We start from the raw sequence: 18,094 nt of genomic DNA, 5'->3' as shown, positions 1-18,094 counted from the left end.
TGGTAGCGATCGTACTTTGGATTTTTCTAGCTGTTTGAAGAGGTAGATGCCTCTTGAGATTTCACCACTCTTCTACCCCAAGGTTTGATAACCGAAATGCCGATGATGGCAAGTATACAGAGAGTTTGGGTTGCACCACCTATAAGGACTCCATTCTGGTCAAATATGTACAGTGGATTGCTCAATGCTTGCTCCCGCGCCACATCTGAAATACCTGTCACTGCATTAACCCACGGGCCTAGCCATATAGTTCCTACCACAATCAAAGTAAGTGTCGCAATCCATTTGACAATTACCCAGTAGTGTTTGAAGAATCCCCAAATGGTGAGCCAACAGAGGAGTCCTCCTGTTAACAAAGACAGGTTTGCAGAGGGAATAACCACGAAATCATCAAGCAATTTCAAAGTTGTGTTAATCGCATACAGTTCGTCACCATTGGTAATATTGGCATTCTTCAACGCAATGACAACCATACATAAAGCAGAGCCAAACCAAATACTACCAGAAGCGACATGAGCAGAGAGCAACCAGTTTTTCTGTTTAACGTTAAGTTTGAGCATAAAGTCTCCAGATTTGATGCACGAACAATGGCAGATCAGCTAAAACTAATTAGCTTCCATATAATATGGCTCCTTATTATAATAGGATAAAATTTTCTAACTTCAAAAGTATTTACCTGTTTGAGCTAAAAACCTCGCATCGCTGGTACTCCTGCTTGTAACTTAGACAAGAGTTGTATCAATGTCTTCTGCTCAGTAAGGCTCAGATGAGCCATCAGTCCAGTAGTTCGACAAAAATGATCTGGCAGCATCTTTGTCAAATTCTGTTGCCCTTGCTCAGTCAGTTGCACCATTAAACGGCGTCTATCTTCTGGGTGTGGTTGTCGCTTCACCCATCCATCCCGTTCCAAACCGTCTAATAATCCAGTGATAGTTCCACGAGTTACACCAGAACGTTCAGCACATTCTGAAGGTGTTAAGTGCTGACCCGTTGTTCGGAATAATTGCATGAGAACTGTAAATTTACCCATAGACAACTGATAGCGAGCCAAATGGGTATCCAATGCCGCATAAACAAGGGCTGTGGTTTTCAAAAAGGTTAAACAAGTTTCTACTGCGGGAATATTTAGCTCAGGAAAGTGCGCGGCAAGTTCCTCTAACTCATGCTTTGCTGGGGTTTCGGGAGAAACAAACATATATTTGCACGCATTAGTTGACTAACTGACTATATGCTGCCTTAATAAATCTTGCTTTGGCAACTCTACATTAAAAAATTCTAAATTATCTTGGAGGGTAATACTGCGGATTCATAACTGGAGATTGATAACCGTTAGTCGGTACAATACTTCCCATGCCGTTGGGTACAGGACTCACAATCGGAGGCTGATAAATACTCATAGGCATTGTGCCTGCTGTACCGTTGGGTAAAACAGGATTCATCACCTGGGGCTGATAACCATTTGTAGGTATGGTGTTTGTAGTGCTGTTGGGTGTAACCGCATTCTTGCTAAACTCTTCGTAGGCAGCACGAGAAATTGAGCTAATTAGTTTTTCGGCGCGAGGATCGTTTCCGGGGCGTTGTACCATGACAGCGGCAACGTAGCGCTTGCCAGTTGGAACAATAATTAAACCTGCATCTGCCAACATTGTGCCAATATCGCCCGTTTTGTGATATGCTCTCGCTCCTGTTCCCAAACCCGATGGTAGCAGAGTGTTTCTCTCGGTGCGACGCAAGATATCGAGCATGAGATCGCGTGATGGCATACTTACTAAACTTCCCTGACTGACAATCGCCATCAAATTTCCTAGTTCCTTGGGACTAGTGGTGTTTGTCCCTTGTAAATCTGGGAGTTGATTGCGAATCATCGTGGTTGTCAATCCCCAAGTGCGGAAACGCTGGTTTAAAGCGTCCATTCCTCCCAGTTTAGCAATCAGCATATTTGTCGCCGTGTTGTCGCTGACTGTAATCATTTTAGTGACGACTTCTAGAGCAGCATACTGAGTTCCTGCTGACTTGTATTGCAGATTACCCGAACCGCCAGCGATCATATTCTGTTCCATCGTCAGCATTTCATCGAGGCGGATTTTCCCCGCGTCCACATCCTGAAAAAAGGCAATCAGAATCGGTACTTTAATTGTGCTAGCCGCCGGAAAACTGTTAGAGCCATTGACATCTACATAATTACCAGTATCTAAATCTACTAAGAAAACTCCGGGTGTAAGATTTGGGTTAGTGTCCGCCAAATTTTGCACGGCAATTTTCAAAGAGGCAATTTCCTGAGATAAATATAGGCTCGTCGAAGCTGCGGCTGGGGGAGTTTGGGTAGGTTGTGGCTGCGATCGCACCACATTACTATTAGATTGCTGCGGCGAATTAGTACTGACGCGAGTAGCTGGGTCTAATACTGACAACACAGTACCCACAATGGCACCCATGCCAACACCCACAATCAATAACCGCACAATATACAGCATGGTTTTCGCCATTGGCTTTAACCGCGTCTTTGGCGATGAGCGCCTGCCCATTTTTGGCTTTTCCATCCGCACTGTTTTGACCATCACAGCACCTGGTCGAAAGGGGGGAATCCCCTTTACATTAGGTATTGGTTTTACTGCTGCTGGCATAACTAACCCCGATTTTACCCTACGTCTAGCACCAGGGATTGGGGGAGGACTAATCGGATTTTTTGGGCGTGTTAGCGCTCCTTCTCGTCCATTCGTAGTTTGCTGCTGGCTGTTAGCTTTAACTTTCTTTTTTACCACTTTTTGAACTTTTTGTGGCGGCTGGCGGCGATTTAAGGGCTGACGCCGCGAGAAACCTGTTAGTTCGTCACTTGACTCTGACACCGTTACTCCTTGTGACCCACTTGACTGTTTTCTTGCAGACTCTTGACCCAAAATTTAATCTTTAAAAGCAATATTAATACTTAAATTACACTTTGCCACTAAGTAGCATTTTGTGTTTACTTTAAGTCATATTAAATATTTTGGGGGATGATTGCGTATATGTTAAACAAATAATTACAACTTTTCACCATCCCTCTGACTTTCAAGGGCCCATTCAACCTGCTGCAAAATTCCTCGCAGCATCGCTACCTCCTTAGTTTTTAGGTGAGCGCGATTATACAGTTGTCGAAATTTTCCCATGCGACTAGCTGCGGTATGGGGATATACATAACCAATTTTCAGTAATAGTGATTCTAATTGCTGATAATATCCTTCCACAACTTCTATTGGTGCGAGTTCAGTTTGGGGTAAGGTTTCAGTGTCAGGTTGGGCACATTGTGACAATTCATAACAACAGATTGCCACAGCAGTGGCCAAATTCAGGGCGACATAATCTGGACTTGTGGGAATGCCAACAAATCGCTGTGCATAATTTAATTCTTCATTGCTTAATCCCCGGTCTTCCCTGCCAAAAATTAATGCTGCGGGTTTTTCTGGTTCCTCCAGTAACCAGGGTAGTGCAGTGCGGGGATTTTCTAGAGGTGTTTCCAAACTGCGGACGCGACCAGTGGTAGCGATCGCCCTGACACATCCATGTAATGCTTCTGGTAAGGTCGGCACTAATACCGCAGATTCTAAAATTTCTTGAGCATGAACAGCCATCATCAAAGCTTCCGTCGATAGCGGATCGCATTGGGGGTTCACTAATACTAAATGATATAGCCCAAAATTTTTCATTACCCTGGCGATCGCTCCGATATTTATCGGCCCAGCTGGCTCTACCAAAACAATTCTTAATCCAGCCAAGCTCATTTTTTGCCTCCTGCGATCGTACCATAAGATATTTTTAGGCTAAATTTCAGCATTATTCTGTTTTGCTGACAAGTTTCCTTGACATCATTGTAACTTTGTAAGTACATACCTCCCGATGGTCAGGAAGAGGAAATGGGGCAGGAGGCAGGGAGCAGGAAGGGGTTATTTCTTCTTGCTACAGATGGTTCTTGGAGGATTAGAGCAAGCAATTCAAGTAAGTGATCGCCTGTGCAATATCTTTAGGTGTAGCACCTGTTACTAATATCGTTATTTTTTGCTGAGGTCGGGGAACTCTATAAATACGGTTCAGTAATTCGTCCAGCGCCGTCCAGAAAAAGTCTTACTGTGGGTTGTTGGGCTGATCTGAACCGTGTTGTAACAATATTTTGAGTTTTGAGGATCGGTTTATGGATAAATCAATTATTCAGTTGGTTGACGAATTACCAGCTGACAATATCACCGTCAAAGTTTTAAAGGCTCTTGATTACGTAGCACCAGGTGAATGGAGCAATTTGACGGGATTTGACAATAATATTCGCACCATTACTGGCGAAACCGATGCTAAGGTAATCCAGAAAATTCGTGATCGCGCTGTTGTTCTCTACCAAGATTCTCAACAAGGCTACCAATTTGCAATCAAACTTTATCAAACAATTGATAAGGCAGACACAGCTATGGCAGCAGCAGCTTTAGCAAATAAAGTTAGTGAGAAAATTGGCTTTCTCTCTTTTTTAGGCAAAATTACTCCTAAAGCTGATGTCACTCAATCCATTGACTTGGTACTCAAAATAGCTATCGAAATCATCGCCTTTTGCAAATTAAATGGCATTCCTCAACCTAATCCCCAAGAATTTGCTAATTCCTTGACTAACAACTATCAAGATGCATCCCTGATGCGGATGGTAGCTCTAGTTTGTCTAGATGGAATTCTACCATTAGGCCCCGACTTCCTTAGCAAAATTCACGGGGTTATTAGTGGTACTGATGCTAACGTAATCACTCAAAATCCGGTTTTTTTAGCCGTTAATAACTTTCTTCCAGGCAGTAATCCTTCTGATAAACTTGGTTTTATCAATCAGAGTTTCAACTCTGTGCAAGGCTGGATGAATAACTTAGTATCTAAGACAGGCATAACCCCGCAATCAATTTCTAGTAATTTGGGTAATTTTATTCAGATTGCTGATGATAATTTAGATTTGGTTGCAGCATTCCTAGATCAAACTACCAATTACTACGAGCATACAGGGATTCAAACTGTTGCACGCAGGTTGATTTTGCAAGCATACACTCTAGTAAAAGAGGAAATTAAACTAGAGGAGCAAAAGCCGATTCAAGATGTCTCATCTGCTGTTAAATCAGATAAAACTCAGTATGAAGTTAGCAAAACAGTAGAAGTCTGGGATAATGAGGATGAAGATTGGTATCAGGGAACAATCGAGAAAATCCAAGATGACCAATTCTTTATTCATTACCTTGGTTACGGTTCATCTTATGATGAGTGGGTAGGCGAAGATGAGATTCGGACTCGCGATCTTCGCGCTGCTGATGACAATGGATATGCAGTCGGTCAAAAGGTAAAATGTTGGGATGAAGAGCAAGAAGCTTGGTATTCTGCAACGATTCAGCAAATCCAAGGTCAGCAATACTTTGTTAGTTACATTGGTTATGACTCATCCTATGACGAGTGGGTTGATAGCGATGAGATTTCCTAACTGTTGAATTAGCACGGGGTTGACGAAAATTGCAACCCGCAAATTCCCGACTTTTCAAAATAGTCGGGGATCTTGTTTTTCACGAATGGATTTAGAATTGTTCTAGTACTTTGAAAAATTCATAATTGACAGTTTGGTAATCAATTACGAATTACGAATTACGAATTACGAATTACGAATTACAAATTATCTTGACACTTGCGCTACGATATCCCCTATTGCCTTTGTGCAATGTATGTAAGGAGTAGTGCAGGTCAATACAGATGACAGAAGAATTCAATACACAGGGCGCAGAAAATCTAGTCGCGATCGCTAACCAATTTGCCCAGTTGGGGAAGGTTACAGCCGTTAAACCATTGGGAAGTGGTAATATCAATGATACCTTTTTGGTGACTATAGATTCCTCAGAAGAACAACATTTTGTCCTGCAACGCATCAACACGCAGGTGTTTCGTCAGCCAGAACTGATTATGCAGAATATGTGTACCTTCACTAAACATGTTCGCCATCGGTTACAGCACACACCCGTGAATCGTCGCTGGGAAGTGCCACGCGTACTATTAACCAAAAACGCTCATGATCACTGGAAAGATGCAGATGGCTCCTTTTGGCGGGCAATTAGCTTTATCGAAGGTTCTCAGTCCTTTGATACTATAGGCGATCGCTCACACGCGAAAGAAATTGGTTATGCCTTGGGGATGTTCCACAATCTAATCAGCGATTTGCCAGCAGAAAAACTCGCTGACACCCTTACCGGATTTCATATTACACCGCTTTATCTCCAGCATTACAAGGATGTTTTGGCGAAAGCTAGTGTGAGCCAATCTTCTGAAGTTAACTATTGCTTGCAGTTTGTTAGCGATCGCCAATCCTTTGCACATATCCTAGAAAATGCCAAATCTCAAGGTATTCTACCTCTGCGGCTGATGCACGGCGATCCAAAAATCAACAATGTCATGTTCGACACTGTTACCCAGCAAGCCGTTAGCGTCATAGACCTCGACACTGTTAAACCCGGTTTGGTACATTACGATATTGGTGATTGCCTGCGATCGGGTTGCAATCTTGCTGGTGAAGAAACCGAGAATTGGGAAAGTATTCATTTCGACACTGATTTGTGTCAAGAAATCCTACAAGGTTATCTTGCTGTTGCCAAGGCATTTCTTACGGAGAATGATTATGCATATATATATGATGCAATTCGTTTAATTACTTTTGAACTAGGACTGAGATTTTTTGCCGATTATTTAGCGGGGAATATCTACTTCAAAGTCAAGCATCCAGAACATAACTTGGTAAGAGCGATCGTCCAGTTTAAGCTTACCGAAAGTATTGAATCTCAAGAAATACAGATTCGTAACATTATTAAAGATATCAAATGAACGACCAAACATTTACTCTGCAACCCTTCCTCTCTATCCAGTCCTTTCCTAATTTAAAAATTGCAGGCAATATTGCTCGAAATGCTAATCAACTTACCATCTCCTATACCCTTGAAGGCGACTTAAAAAAAATTGCAATTGCTCCAGAATCAAATGCACCATCACGCCAGCATAAATTATGGGAAGACACCTGCTTTGAGTTCTTTCTTGGCATCAAGGATTCTCAACAGTATTGGGAATTCAATCTTTCCCCCGTCGGTCACTGGAATGTCTATCGGTTTCATGGGTATCGTCAAGGAATGCAAGAGGAAATAGCTTTTGAAAAGCTACCCTTTAACGTTCAAAATCAAGCTGATAGTTTAACACTGGCTTTAAATATTAATTTGGATAAAATTATTTTGGCAGAACAAGCCATTGAAGTTGGTATTACTACCGTTATTAAAGATAGAGATGGTAAGGTGACTTACTGGGCATTAACTCATAAAGGTGCAGAAGCGGACTTTCATCTGTGGGATAGCTTTATCATTGAGTTGCGATAAATTACAACAAGCCATCTATTTAAACAATATGTGAAAATTGAAATATGCAGATTCCTGAAATTAATCAAGTGGTCTGACAGATAAAAGCATATATTCTCAGCGTTATAGCGAAAATGCAAGGACAGATAAGACAGTTAAGTAATTAATTATTAAGTACAGATAATCGTAGAGGCACAACATGTTGTGCCCCTACCCGTGTACTTCATTTACCTGAAATACGCTGTATTTATGGATAGAGCGTGAAGATGGCAGATTTATGGCGTGGCTGAACTTGGCTACAGGATTTCTGTTGGCGTGCATCTGTTGCTGCGGTATTTAAATATTTGAGTAATGACATCCTTACGCTTGAGAATTTGGTGATACCGCTAAACCTAGACTTTTTTTTGATACTATGTTGAGGCCGGACTGTTTAAATATTGATTGACGTATGAGCAAAGGTACCCTGTTTGATAAAGTTTGGGACTTACACACCGTTGGTACACTTCCTTCAGGGCTGACGCAACTATTTATTGGGCTTCACCTAATTCATGAAGTCACCAGTCCCCAGGCTTTTGCTATGTTACGCGAGAGGGGACTAAAAGTACTCTTTCCAGAGCGTACCGTTGCTACAGTCGATCATATTGTGCCTACAGAAAATCAGGCGCGTCCCTTTGCCGATAGCTTGGCAGAGGAAATGATTCAGGCGCTCGAAAATAACTGTCGAGAAAATAACATAACTTTTTACAATATTGGTTCTGGCAGTCAGGGTATAGTTCATGTCATCGCTCCAGAACTTGGGCTGACCCAACCAGGAATGACGATCGCTTGTGGAGATAGTCACACTTCGAGTCATGGGGCATTTGGTGCGATCGCATTTGGTATCGGTACTAGTCAAGTCCGGGATGTTCTCGCTTCCCAAACTCTCGCCCTCTCCAAACTGAAAGTTCGCAAAGTTGAAGTTAACGGCACTCTCAACTCTGGAGTTTACGCCAAAGATGTCATCCTGCATATCATCCGCACCCTCGGCGTTAAAGGTGGTGTGGGCTATGGCTACGAATTTGCAGGTACGACCTTTGAGCAAATGAACATGGAAGAGAGAATGACTGTTTGCAATATGGCGATCGAGGGTGGTGCCAGATGCGGCTATGTCAACCCCGATAAAGTCACCTACAATTACTTGCAAGGTAGAGATTTTGCTCCCAAAGGTGCAGATTGGGATCAAGCAGTAGCTTGGTGGGAATCCATCAAAAGCGATGCTGATGCCGAGTACGATGATGTGGTCGTATTCGACGCGGCTGAAATTCCTCCTACTGTCACCTGGGGAATTACTCCTGGTCAAGGTATCGGTATCAACCAGTTAGTGCCTCAGCCAGAAGAACTGCTGGAAGAAGACCGATTTGTTGCCGAAGAAGCTTACCGCTACATGGATTTATATCCTGGTCAACCCATTAAGGGTACTAAAATAGATGTCTGCTTTATTGGTAGTTGCACCAACGGCAGAATTACTGATTTGCGGGAAGCGGCGAAAATCGCCAAAGGTCGCCACGTTGCAGAGGGAATCAAAGCCTTCGTTGTCCCCGGTTCCGAAAGGGTAAAGGAAGAAGCGGAAGCTGAAGGACTGGACAAAATTTTTGAAGAAGCTGGATTTGAATGGCGTGAACCGGGATGTTCTATGTGCCTAGCTATGAATCCCGATAAGCTACAAGGAAGACAAATCAGTGCTTCCTCATCTAATCGCAACTTTAAAGGAAGACAAGGTTCCTCTTCCGGTCGGACGTTGTTAATGAGTCCGGCGATGGTGGCCACTGCTGCGATTAAAGGCGAAGTCTCTGATGTGCGTGAGTTGCTGTAACCCCACTTCCTAGCATAGAGAAATCTCTTAAACTTTTCTTTCTTTCCTTTGCGTTCTTTGCGGTTTGTTTTCTATAAAATTTATGGTCAGTGAAGTTAAAACAGTTTCAGGGCGCGGTATACCCTTAGTGGGGAATGATATAGATACCGATCGCATCATACCCGCGCGATATTTAAAAGCCGTTACCTTTGATGGATTAGGCGAAGGTGTATTTATTGATGACCGGACAGCACTTAAAGGTGAACATCCCTTTGACCAACCCCAATATCAAGGTGCAAAGATTTTAATAGTCAACCGTAACTTTGGCTGTGGTTCATCACGAGAACATGCACCCCAAGCGATCGCAAAATGGGGAATCCAAGCTTTAATCGGTGAAAGCTTCGCTGAAATCTTTTTCGGTAACTGTGTGGCAATGGGTATACCTTGTCTGACAGCCGATGCTGTTACTGTTAAACAACTGCAAGACTTAGTTACTGCCAATCCCCAAGCAGATGTGACGGTGAATTTGGAAACTTTGCAAGTGCAAATTAGTGATTACACAGCCCCAGTTGTGATCGGTGAAGGTACAAGAAGTACATTTATTTCTGGGACTTGGGACGCTTGCGGTCAGTTAGTGGCGAATGCTGACCAAGTTCGGACAACGGCGGCAAAATTACCCTACGTCGGTTGGGGCAATTTTGCCGCGAGTTAATATTTTTTCGTTCCCTGGTTGTCAGCTAGGGAATGAGGAAATACCGAGAATTTTATAATCGTTCCGTAAGAACATCAAAACTTGAATCATCACCCCAAGTTACGGGTTATTAACCAATAGGCTTGGGTTAAGCCCAAACCTATTGGTTAAAGACGGGAAATGTTACTGAAAAGAATCAATTCAAGCGATCGCATCATTCTAGTGTAATCTGCGGTAGCAGGCATTGTAACAGTCATAGGATGTTGAACATAGGCTGCTTGTGGATTTTGAGTTGTCGTTTTGGAAGACCAGAACTTTACTACATCACCCCTCTCTCTTCATACTCTTTTTTTGGTGAAGGTATTGATTAAAGTATTATATTTTACTTATTAGATAGATACTTGTTTGAAAGTAAATGCAAAAATAAATGCTTTAAATTCAGTAAAAACAATTAGTAACTAACTGCATAAATTGATTTGTAGTGGCGACTTTGAGGTAGCTAGCAGTTTTAAATACTTTAGATAAAGACTCAGTTATTAATACTGCTTAAATATTTTGCTTTTGTTATTAGAATTACAGCATAAACACGGGTTACTATTTGATACTGTCATCTATTGAAAGCTATTTACATTCATTTGAACTTTAGCAAAAATTATTTAATAAGTTGAAACCTAGTTTACGCAAGGTATTCAGGAGCCGATTTTATTTTTTACATGACGTTAAAAGTCAGAAGATAGTAAGGTTTGCCTACAAAGCTCATAGTAAAGAAATTTTACAGAAACCAATATTCTGCGTAAAAGAAGGACATATCTCTGAAGTAATACTTAGCAGCTAAAAACTATAAGTTTTGCAGTTTGTAGATAGAAACTAGTACTTTTACTATTTTCTTAGAAATGAAGTACTAGTAACTCATTGTTCACTTAAACATTAAGAATTAGGAGTATTAATCATGGCAGTAAATTGGATTCCAGGCCCAGGGCCAACCAATGGAGCAGATAGAGGTACTGGTGATGCCGCTTATGATAGTTTCAGTGGTTGGGCTGGAAATGACACCCTCAATGGTGGCGCTGGTAATGACACTATCTATGGTGATGCTGGTAATGACTTGTTACTAGGTGGTGATGGCATCGACTTTTTATCCGGTGGGGACGGGAACGATACCATAGTCGGAAATCGGGGCAACGACACCTTCATCGGCGGAAACGGCAACGACCGACTCATCTGGAACAATGGTGACGGAAGCGACAGAATCAGCGGTAACGCTGGCTATGACGTGGTTGAGGTTAACGGCGCAGCTGTAGGAGACAACTTCCGCCTGCAACGAGATGCCCAAGGCAGAGCAATTTTTGATCGGCTCAATCTAGTTCCTTTCACCCTGACTGTGGATACCGCAGAGAGGTTTGAAATCAATGGTGGTGGCGGTGATGACACCCTTGATGTCAACGACCTAACAGCAACAGGAGTAAATGCGGTATGGTTCACAGGCGGGGCTGGCAATGACTTGCTTGATGGTAGTGGCACAGCTACACCGTTGACAGGCTTTGGCGGTGAAGGGAATGACAGCCTGACAGGTGGTACTGGCAATGACAACCTCTATGGTGATGCTGGTAATGATTTGTTACTAGGTGGTGATGGCATCGACTTTTTATCCGGTGGGGACGGGAACGATACCATAGTCGGAAATCGGGGCAACGACACCTTCATCGGCGGAAACGGCAACGACCGACTCATCTGGAACAATGGTGACGGAAGCGACAGAATCAGCGGTAACGCTGGCTATGACGTGGTTGAGGTTAACGGCGCAGCTGTAGGAGACAACTTCCGCCTGCAAAAGGATGCTCAAGGCAGAGCAATCTTTGATCGGCTCAATCTAGTTCCTTTCACCCTGACTGTGGATACCGCAGAAAGGTTTGAAATCAATGGTGGTGGAGGCGATGACATCCTTGATGTCAATAGTCTGGCAGGAACAGGGGTAAATGCGGTATGGTTCACAGGCGGGGCTGGCAATGACTTGCTTGATGGTAGTGGTACAGCTACACCGTTGACAGGCTTTGGCGGTGAAGGGAATGACATCCTCACAGGTGGTGCTGGCTATGACAGCCTCTATGGTGATGCTGGTAATGATATCTTGCAAGGTGGTAAAGGTAACGATGTTCTCACAGGTGGTGCTGGTAGCGATCGCTTTGTGTTCAACTCAGGCGCATGGTTCAATAGTGCTGATCTGGGTGTAGATAAAATTACTGACTTCAGCCGCACTTATGACAAAATTGTCCTAGATAAGACAACTTTTGTCGGACTTAATGATCTGTCTCAAATTAAGATAGTAGCTAATGATGTAGCAGCTGCAACTAGCTCTGGACTCATTACTTACAGTCTTGGAACTGGCAACTTGTTCTTCAACCAAAACTTGACATCACCAGGCTTTGGCACAGGTAGTCTGTTTGCCACCATTGATAACGATAACAAGCCATTCACAGCCCCACCAGTATTAGCAACTACAGACTTTGAGATCGTTGTGTAAACATCTCTCAAAATCTATAGAAACTAAGCCATATCTTCAAGCTTGCAGCTAAATCCTAATTAGCAACATTGATGATTGCTAATTAGAGATAATTTAATCCTCCTCATACTTCAAGTACGGGGAGGATTATACAGTTCAATCCAGATAGATACGAAAAACCTAAGAGTTGCTGCGATTGCTTTGGACAAAGAGGCAATTTTGGGCGCTCAAAGGCAAAGTTCCTAATTTATGTTTTTAAAATTGGATGATGGACGGGTATTATTAAAAATGCAGGTTTATTTTCCTACAAAAAATAATTAAAAAATTAAAAGAGAAAGTTTATTTAAAGAGCCTCTGGTAAATAAATTGAAGTTTGCTGTAGTATAATAATAGTTAGAGTTTTTACAACTAATAAATCGATCAATATGCGTTTACCTATCTTTATTAGTGCAACACTATTACTATCTCTAGGTCTGAATCTACCAGTGATATCCGAAACTAACGCAGAAAAAACACAATTTCAAACGCAAACGAATAATAACTTGAATTCAAGACGGTTAAGATTTAATAAGGGTTTGTGGGATCGGGCAAATATTTATAACTATCACATTACAGTTAGCAACAGTTGTTTCTGTATAACAGATGCTAGAGGTCCAGTAGTTATTCGAGTACGTAATGGTCAACCAACTTCTATCACTTCTGTAGCTACAGGTCAACCAGTTAATCCGCAATTCTTTCAAAAATACGATACAATTCCCGAACTCTTTAATGTGATTCAAGATGCTATCAACCGTAAAGCATACAATGTAGATGTAGAATATAATGCTAAACTCGGCTATCCAACTAAAATTAATATCGATTACGATAGTCGAATAGCAGATGAAGAAATATTTTTGACAATTGAGAATTTTCAGGAACTTAAAAAGTAGACGCTAAACTAATTATTTGCGCTCAATCTAGACCAAAAATGGGGGTAAATTAGCAACTCCAAAGCGAGATTTAATACTTCACTTTCCCCCAAAAAGCTAATAGCGATCTAATACGCTTGAGTTAAGGATTATTGGTATAGATAATTGGTCTTTCAAGACGCGATAAATCACATCTCTACATCTGGGTTTTCTTGCTCATTCTGAATTGTATTGGATAGCTATTAGCTTTTAATAAAAATTAACAATTAGATTAAGTTATGTTGATTTTGTGCAAGTAATCCTCAATTATTCAACGAATTTGTTGTGTTTGAGGGCTTGACTAAAAACAGTCACTTCTGATAGGCTCAAATTACTTGATAAGATTAGCAGTTCGTGTAAATTTATGCGCTAGTTGTGCTCAAAGTAACTTTACTAATACCAGACTAGAATTTAACTTTTTACAGATGGCTTAAAGCTGTACGCAAATCTGCTTATACCGATTTTTCACCATCAAAATGAATTTCCACACCGTTTGCATCTTGCTCAAAGCCGATACAGCGATGATTGAGGTGAATGATGTCAGATGGCAATTCAGATGCTAATACTTACTTTAAACGATACCACCAAATAGTCAGTAATGGTTGTCCATATTGCTCTAAATATTTAGTTGCGTTAGCCCGAATTGTTTCTCCTTGAATATTCTTTAAAACCGTGTGGTGAACCTCGTGTCCTAAACTTTTGAGGGTTTCGACAATTCCCGGTGCGTTGGCGCAGCCCGCCGTAGGCATCGCATCTAAAAAGTTCAAGCCATTGGGAGCTAGTTCTAGTCCAGTTCCAATCAGACGAAATTCTTGTGATTTTTCGTACACTTTAACATCTATTCCTTAGCTTCTAAGTGCGATCGCAGCAGCCAAACCGCCTGGGTCAGCACCGATTATGGCAACTTTTTCTACCATAAGTTTAGATAATTTATCAGTTAGATTTGTTTTCATTTATAAACTGAAAATAATAAGAATAGATTACTATATCAAATCCTGGAAATGTATTCACAAACAGAAATGTGTAAAAACTATATAAGTTATATTCAAATACTTGCTCTAACTAAAGTACAAGATTACCGACTTCTCAAATAAGTTGGTAATTTGAAATCGCGTGAAAATTTAGATCCAGAAGAGGGATAATAAATATAACTAAAAGACCATAACATCTACTACGATGGTCAACATCTAGGAGTTGTAATTGCTCAAACTTTAGAACAAGCTGAAACTGCTACCTCTAAGGTAAAAATTATCTACGAAGAAGCCATTCCTATAGTCACAACGGCACACACAGAGATATTTGCGAAACTGATATGCTCCCAATGATAAGCGCTATAGTCTGAGATAACTGTCACAAAACTAGATCAACCCATCCATTCCATAATTTGGAATTTTAAATTAATTATGACTAATTACACATTACAAGCAAGTCGAGAATGGTGGTCACAACAATGGCTAGATTTACTCGATTCCTATCGCTTTAAAAAGCGTTTAGAACGTGCGAGAAATTATGCTCGCCAAGGAAATGTTTTGAGCATCGAATTTAAAGGTGCAAAAGTATTAGCTAGGGTGCAAGGTAGTGAAGTAGAACCCTATAAAGTTTCCCTTTCCCTTGAACCATTTACCGATGAACAATGGGGTTATGTAATTGAAACCATGTCCCAAAGGGCAATTTTTGCTGCCAAGCTACTAGCAGGAGAAATGCCACAAAATATAGAAGAAGTGTTCACAGCTAATGGTCTTTCAATATTTCCATTTACCCTTGGTGATGTCCAGAGTAAATGCTCTTGTCCTGATAAAGCAAATCCCTGTAAACACATTGGTGCCCTGTACTATCAGTTAGGCGATCGCTTTAGTGAAGATCCCTTTGTATTATTTCAATTACGCGGACGCACTAAAGAGCAAATTATCAGTGATTTACGTCAATTACGTAGTGCCAAAATTCAACCCAACACCACAGAAACGCCCGATATTCAACAGTCAATTCCTAATAATAAGTACTCGGTAAAAATTGATTCTTTCTGGCAATACAATGAGCCACTAGAGTCATCTTTGGTAGTGATCGCACCATCTACCAGCGAAATGGTATTAGATGTATTAGGAGCAATACCCCTAGCGAAGGAAGAGGAAAATGCAGTAAATTCAACTTCGAGTGATGTGGTAATGAAGTATTTGAATACGGTTTACAGAGATGTAAGCCAAAAGGCTTTTTTAGCAGCGATGAATGTGGGAGGAAGCTGATAGTAATTCGTAATTATGAATTAGCTTGATTGGGTAGTTCAATATTTACCCATTCCCGCACGGCCCGACGAATTATCCGTCTGCAATTTACCCGATTTTCTTTAATCAGTTTCGGGAGATATCGAATTGCTAAAGTAGGAAACACTAAACTGTTCTCTGACTCGACATATTCCCCATTTTGTAGGAGATAAATCTTTAATTCACTAGAGTCATAACACCAGAGTTCTGGTACTCCCAGGTGGGCATAAATGGGAAAACGATTTAAAGACTTATTGGTAACATCAATTTCCAGTGCCAAATCAGGCGCTGGGTCTTGTCTCAAGTCCAGATCCAATCTACCGCGAATTGCAGCTTCATTCTGGAAATAGAAGCAGTTATCTGACTCTACCCCTGCCATTCGGCTTTCTCGCTTCCAAGTAGTCGAACCATAACTTTCATAGTCTAAATCCAGTACATCAGCGATTTCTTTGACCAAATCGCCAATTACCTGTTTGTAATGTTCGCGTTCTGGTAAAGGTGTCATAATTTCCAAAGTAGTGCGATCGTAAGCTAACCTTACTACCCGATGCTCTCCCAAGTCTTTTAGAAGATTTTCAAACTGTTCCCAGCTAATGTCATAAAGCATTACTCGGTCTGCTCGATTTTTGGCGACTGTCATTGTTACGACCTCCAGAATGTTTTATTGTCCAAACTCAAGCCTAGCCTGTTCTACCAAATCAGTGGTAACAAGCTCTTGTCCTGCTTCACGAGCTAGTTGTTCAATTCTGGCTTTAGCTTGAGAGCGGACAAAAAAGGGAATATTTTGCAATTTTTCCTTAGCTTCAGATGTCCATCGTAAAGCATCTATAAAATTGGAATCGCTCATGATATTAATGACCTTGGTAAGTCGTTCAGTTTAATCAATAGGTTTACTAATTTTCCTATAAAAAAAGCCCTTGCTTTTACGCAAGAGCTTTTAAATTATTTAGTTGTCAGTGATGGGATAAACTTTACAACCTAATCTAGGTCGTCCATAAACATCACTGGCTCAGTATCACGGTTAATTCCTTTCTCAAAACCACCAGCCGCAGCCCGTGCGCGACCAGCATGCCACAAGTGACCAACTAGGAAGAAGAATCCTAGTACGAAGTGAGAAGTCGCCAACCAAGCGCGAGGAGATACGTAGTTGAAGGAGTTAATTTCAGTAGCCACACCACCCACGGAGTTCAAAGAACCCAAAGGTGCGTGAGTCATGTATTCAGCAGCGCGACGAGCTTGCCAAGGCTGAATATCATTCTTGATTTTTTCCAAGTCAAGACCATTGGGGCCACGTAGAGGCTCCAACCAGGGGCCACGGAAATCCCAGAAGCGCATGGTTTCACCACCGAAGATGATTTCACCAGTTGGAGAGCGCATCAGGTATTTACCTAGACCAGTAGGGCCTTGGGCAGAACCAACGTTAGCACCCAAGCGTTGGTCACGAATCAAGAAGGTCAAAGCCTGAGCTTGTGAAGCTTCTGGGCCGGTAGGGCCAAAGAATTCGCTTGGGTAAACGGTGTTGTTAAACCAAACAAAAATTGAGGCAATGAAGCCCATCAGAGAGAGAGCGCCCAAACTGTAGGAGAGGTAAGCCTCACCAGACCAGATGGATGCACGACGTGACCAAGCAAAAGGCTTGGTAAGGATGTGGAAAATACCGCCAGCGATACAGATAAAGGCAACCCAGATGTGACCACCGACCACATCTTCTAAGTTATTGACGCTGACAATCCAACCTTCGCCACCAAAAGGAGACTTGATTACATAACCGAAGATAACGGCTGGGTTCAATGTCGGATTGGTAATAACACGAACGTCACCACCGCCTGGTGCCCAGGTGTCATACAAACCACCAAAGAACATTGCCTTCAGCACTAACAGCAACGCACCGCATCCCAAAATAATCAAGTGGAACCCGATGATGTTGGTCATCTTGTTCTTGTCTTTCCAGTCGTAACCAAAGAAAGAAGAGTATTCTTCTAAGGTTTCTGGGCCACGAACGGCATGATAAATACCGCCAAAACCAAGAACAGCTGAAGAAATAAGATGGAGTACACCGACAACAAAGTAGGGGAAGGTATCGATGACTTCACCACCAGCACCAACACCCCAACCCTGAGCGGCGAGGTGAGGTAACAAGATCAAGCCTTGCTCGTACATGGGCTTTTCAGGAATGAAGTGAGCGACTTCAAACAAAGTCATCGCTCCAGCCCAGAATACAATCAAACCAGAGTGGGCGACATGAGCACCCAGTAGTTTGCCAGATAGATTGATTAAACGCGCATTACCAGACCACCAGGCAAAGCCTGTGGATTCTTGGTCGCGTCCAGTGCCGCCTAAAATATTTGGTCTATTAGAGAGCGTTACCACGTGGTAATACCTCCTCAGGGAATACAAATTGTTCGTGGGGTTGATCTTGAGGAGCCATCCAAGCGCGGATACCCTCGTTCAGCAAAATGTTTTTGGTATAGAAGGTTTCAAACTCAGGGTCTTCCGC

The 18,094-nt window shown here is 42.0% G+C and carries 16 protein-coding genes and 1 pseudogene; 8 read left to right on the top strand and 9 right to left on the bottom strand.

Annotated features, from left to right (window positions below; genetic code table 11):
* Positions 1-26: 26 nt before the first annotated feature.
* The 4 genes from H6G97_RS18865 to H6G97_RS18850 form a co-directional block, all read right to left on the bottom strand.
* Positions 27-560 carry a hypothetical protein gene (locus H6G97_RS18865; protein ID WP_190942250.1) on the bottom strand — a complete coding sequence of 178 codons (534 nt, stop codon included), beginning with the start codon at positions 558-560 and terminating at the stop codon, positions 27-29.
* 125 nt (positions 561-685) lie between these two features.
* Positions 686-1,195, bottom strand: coding sequence for a MarR family winged helix-turn-helix transcriptional regulator (locus tag H6G97_RS18860; protein WP_190942249.1), 510 nt, complete (start codon positions 1,193-1,195; stop codon positions 686-688).
* Positions 1,196-1,280: 85 nt separating this feature from the next.
* Positions 1,281-2,846 carry a serine hydrolase gene (locus H6G97_RS18855; protein WP_190942248.1) on the bottom strand — a complete coding sequence of 522 codons (1,566 nt, stop codon included), beginning with the start codon at positions 2,844-2,846 and terminating at the stop codon, positions 1,281-1,283.
* Between the two features lie 174 nt (positions 2,847-3,020).
* On the bottom strand, positions 3,021-3,758 hold the full coding sequence (locus tag H6G97_RS18850; protein WP_190942247.1) for an RNA methyltransferase: 738 nt from the start codon (positions 3,756-3,758) through the stop codon (positions 3,021-3,023).
* Positions 3,759-4,165: 407 nt separating this feature from the next.
* On the opposite strand from H6G97_RS18850, the gene H6G97_RS18845 reads away from it, so the two are divergent.
* From H6G97_RS18845 to H6G97_RS18815, 7 genes are all read left to right on the top strand, one after another.
* Positions 4,166-5,470: a Tudor-knot domain-containing protein gene (locus H6G97_RS18845; protein WP_190942246.1), complete on the top strand. Its 1,305-nt coding sequence runs from the start codon at positions 4,166-4,168 to the stop codon at positions 5,468-5,470.
* 263 nt (positions 5,471-5,733) lie between these two features.
* Complete coding sequence (locus H6G97_RS18840; protein ID WP_190942245.1) at positions 5,734-6,852, top strand: phosphotransferase enzyme family protein; 1,119 nt, start codon at positions 5,734-5,736, stop codon at positions 6,850-6,852.
* Entirely contained in the window at positions 6,849-7,391 is a 543-nt protein-coding gene (locus H6G97_RS18835; RefSeq protein ID WP_190942244.1) for a DOMON-like domain-containing protein, read from the top strand. Before H6G97_RS18840 ends, H6G97_RS18835 begins: the two co-directional genes overlap by 4 nt.
* Positions 7,392-7,818: 427 nt before the next feature.
* Entirely contained in the window at positions 7,819-9,222 is a 1,404-nt protein-coding gene (gene leuC, locus H6G97_RS18830) for a 3-isopropylmalate dehydratase large subunit (RefSeq protein WP_190942243.1), read from the top strand.
* Between the two features lie 82 nt (positions 9,223-9,304).
* Positions 9,305-9,913, top strand: a complete 609-nt coding sequence (leuD, locus tag H6G97_RS18825; protein WP_190942242.1) for a 3-isopropylmalate dehydratase small subunit — start codon at positions 9,305-9,307, stop codon at positions 9,911-9,913.
* Between the two features lie 928 nt (positions 9,914-10,841).
* Entirely contained in the window at positions 10,842-12,413 is a 1,572-nt protein-coding gene (locus H6G97_RS18820; protein ID WP_190942241.1) for a calcium-binding protein, read from the top strand.
* A 521-nt stretch (positions 12,414-12,934) separates the two neighbouring features.
* Positions 12,935-13,321, top strand: a complete 387-nt coding sequence (locus H6G97_RS18815) for a DUF6174 domain-containing protein (RefSeq protein WP_338421770.1) — start codon at positions 12,935-12,937, stop codon at positions 13,319-13,321.
* Between the two features lie 584 nt (positions 13,322-13,905).
* Here the strand turns inward: H6G97_RS18815 and H6G97_RS18810 are convergent.
* The gene (locus H6G97_RS18810; RefSeq protein WP_190942239.1) at positions 13,906-14,169 is read right to left on the bottom strand and encodes a hypothetical protein; all 264 of its coding nucleotides are present in this window, start codon (positions 14,167-14,169) and stop codon (positions 13,906-13,908) included.
* 573 nt (positions 14,170-14,742) lie between these two features.
* On the opposite strand from H6G97_RS18810, the gene H6G97_RS18805 reads away from it, so the two are divergent.
* Complete coding sequence (locus H6G97_RS18805; RefSeq protein ID WP_190942238.1) at positions 14,743-15,579, top strand: SWIM zinc finger family protein; 837 nt, start codon at positions 14,743-14,745, stop codon at positions 15,577-15,579.
* 13 nt (positions 15,580-15,592) lie between these two features.
* Here the strand turns inward: H6G97_RS18805 and H6G97_RS18800 are convergent, their stop codons facing one another.
* From H6G97_RS18800 to H6G97_RS18785, 4 genes and pseudogenes are all read right to left on the bottom strand, one after another.
* Positions 15,593-16,237, bottom strand: coding sequence for a Uma2 family endonuclease (locus H6G97_RS18800; protein ID WP_190942237.1), 645 nt, complete (start codon positions 16,235-16,237; stop codon positions 15,593-15,595).
* A gap of 21 nt (positions 16,238-16,258) precedes the next feature.
* Positions 16,259-16,444, bottom strand: a complete 186-nt coding sequence (locus tag H6G97_RS18795) for a PCP reductase family protein (protein ID WP_190942236.1) — start codon at positions 16,442-16,444, stop codon at positions 16,259-16,261.
* Positions 16,445-16,575: 131 nt separating this feature from the next.
* On the bottom strand, positions 16,576-17,967 hold the full coding sequence (gene psbC / locus H6G97_RS18790) for a photosystem II reaction center protein CP43 (RefSeq protein ID WP_190942235.1): 1,392 nt from the start codon (positions 17,965-17,967) through the stop codon (positions 16,576-16,578).
* A pseudogene (locus tag H6G97_RS18785) lies at positions 17,951-18,094 on the bottom strand (photosystem II D2 protein (photosystem q(a) protein)); the annotation flags it as partial. The gene psbC and the pseudogene H6G97_RS18785, both read right to left, overlap by 17 nt.

The organism is Nostoc flagelliforme FACHB-838 (assembly GCF_014698065.1).
GTDB lineage: Bacteria > Cyanobacteriota > Cyanobacteriia > Cyanobacteriales > Nostocaceae > Nostoc > Nostoc flagelliforme_B.
This window is presented reverse-complemented; position numbering and strand designations above follow the sequence as displayed.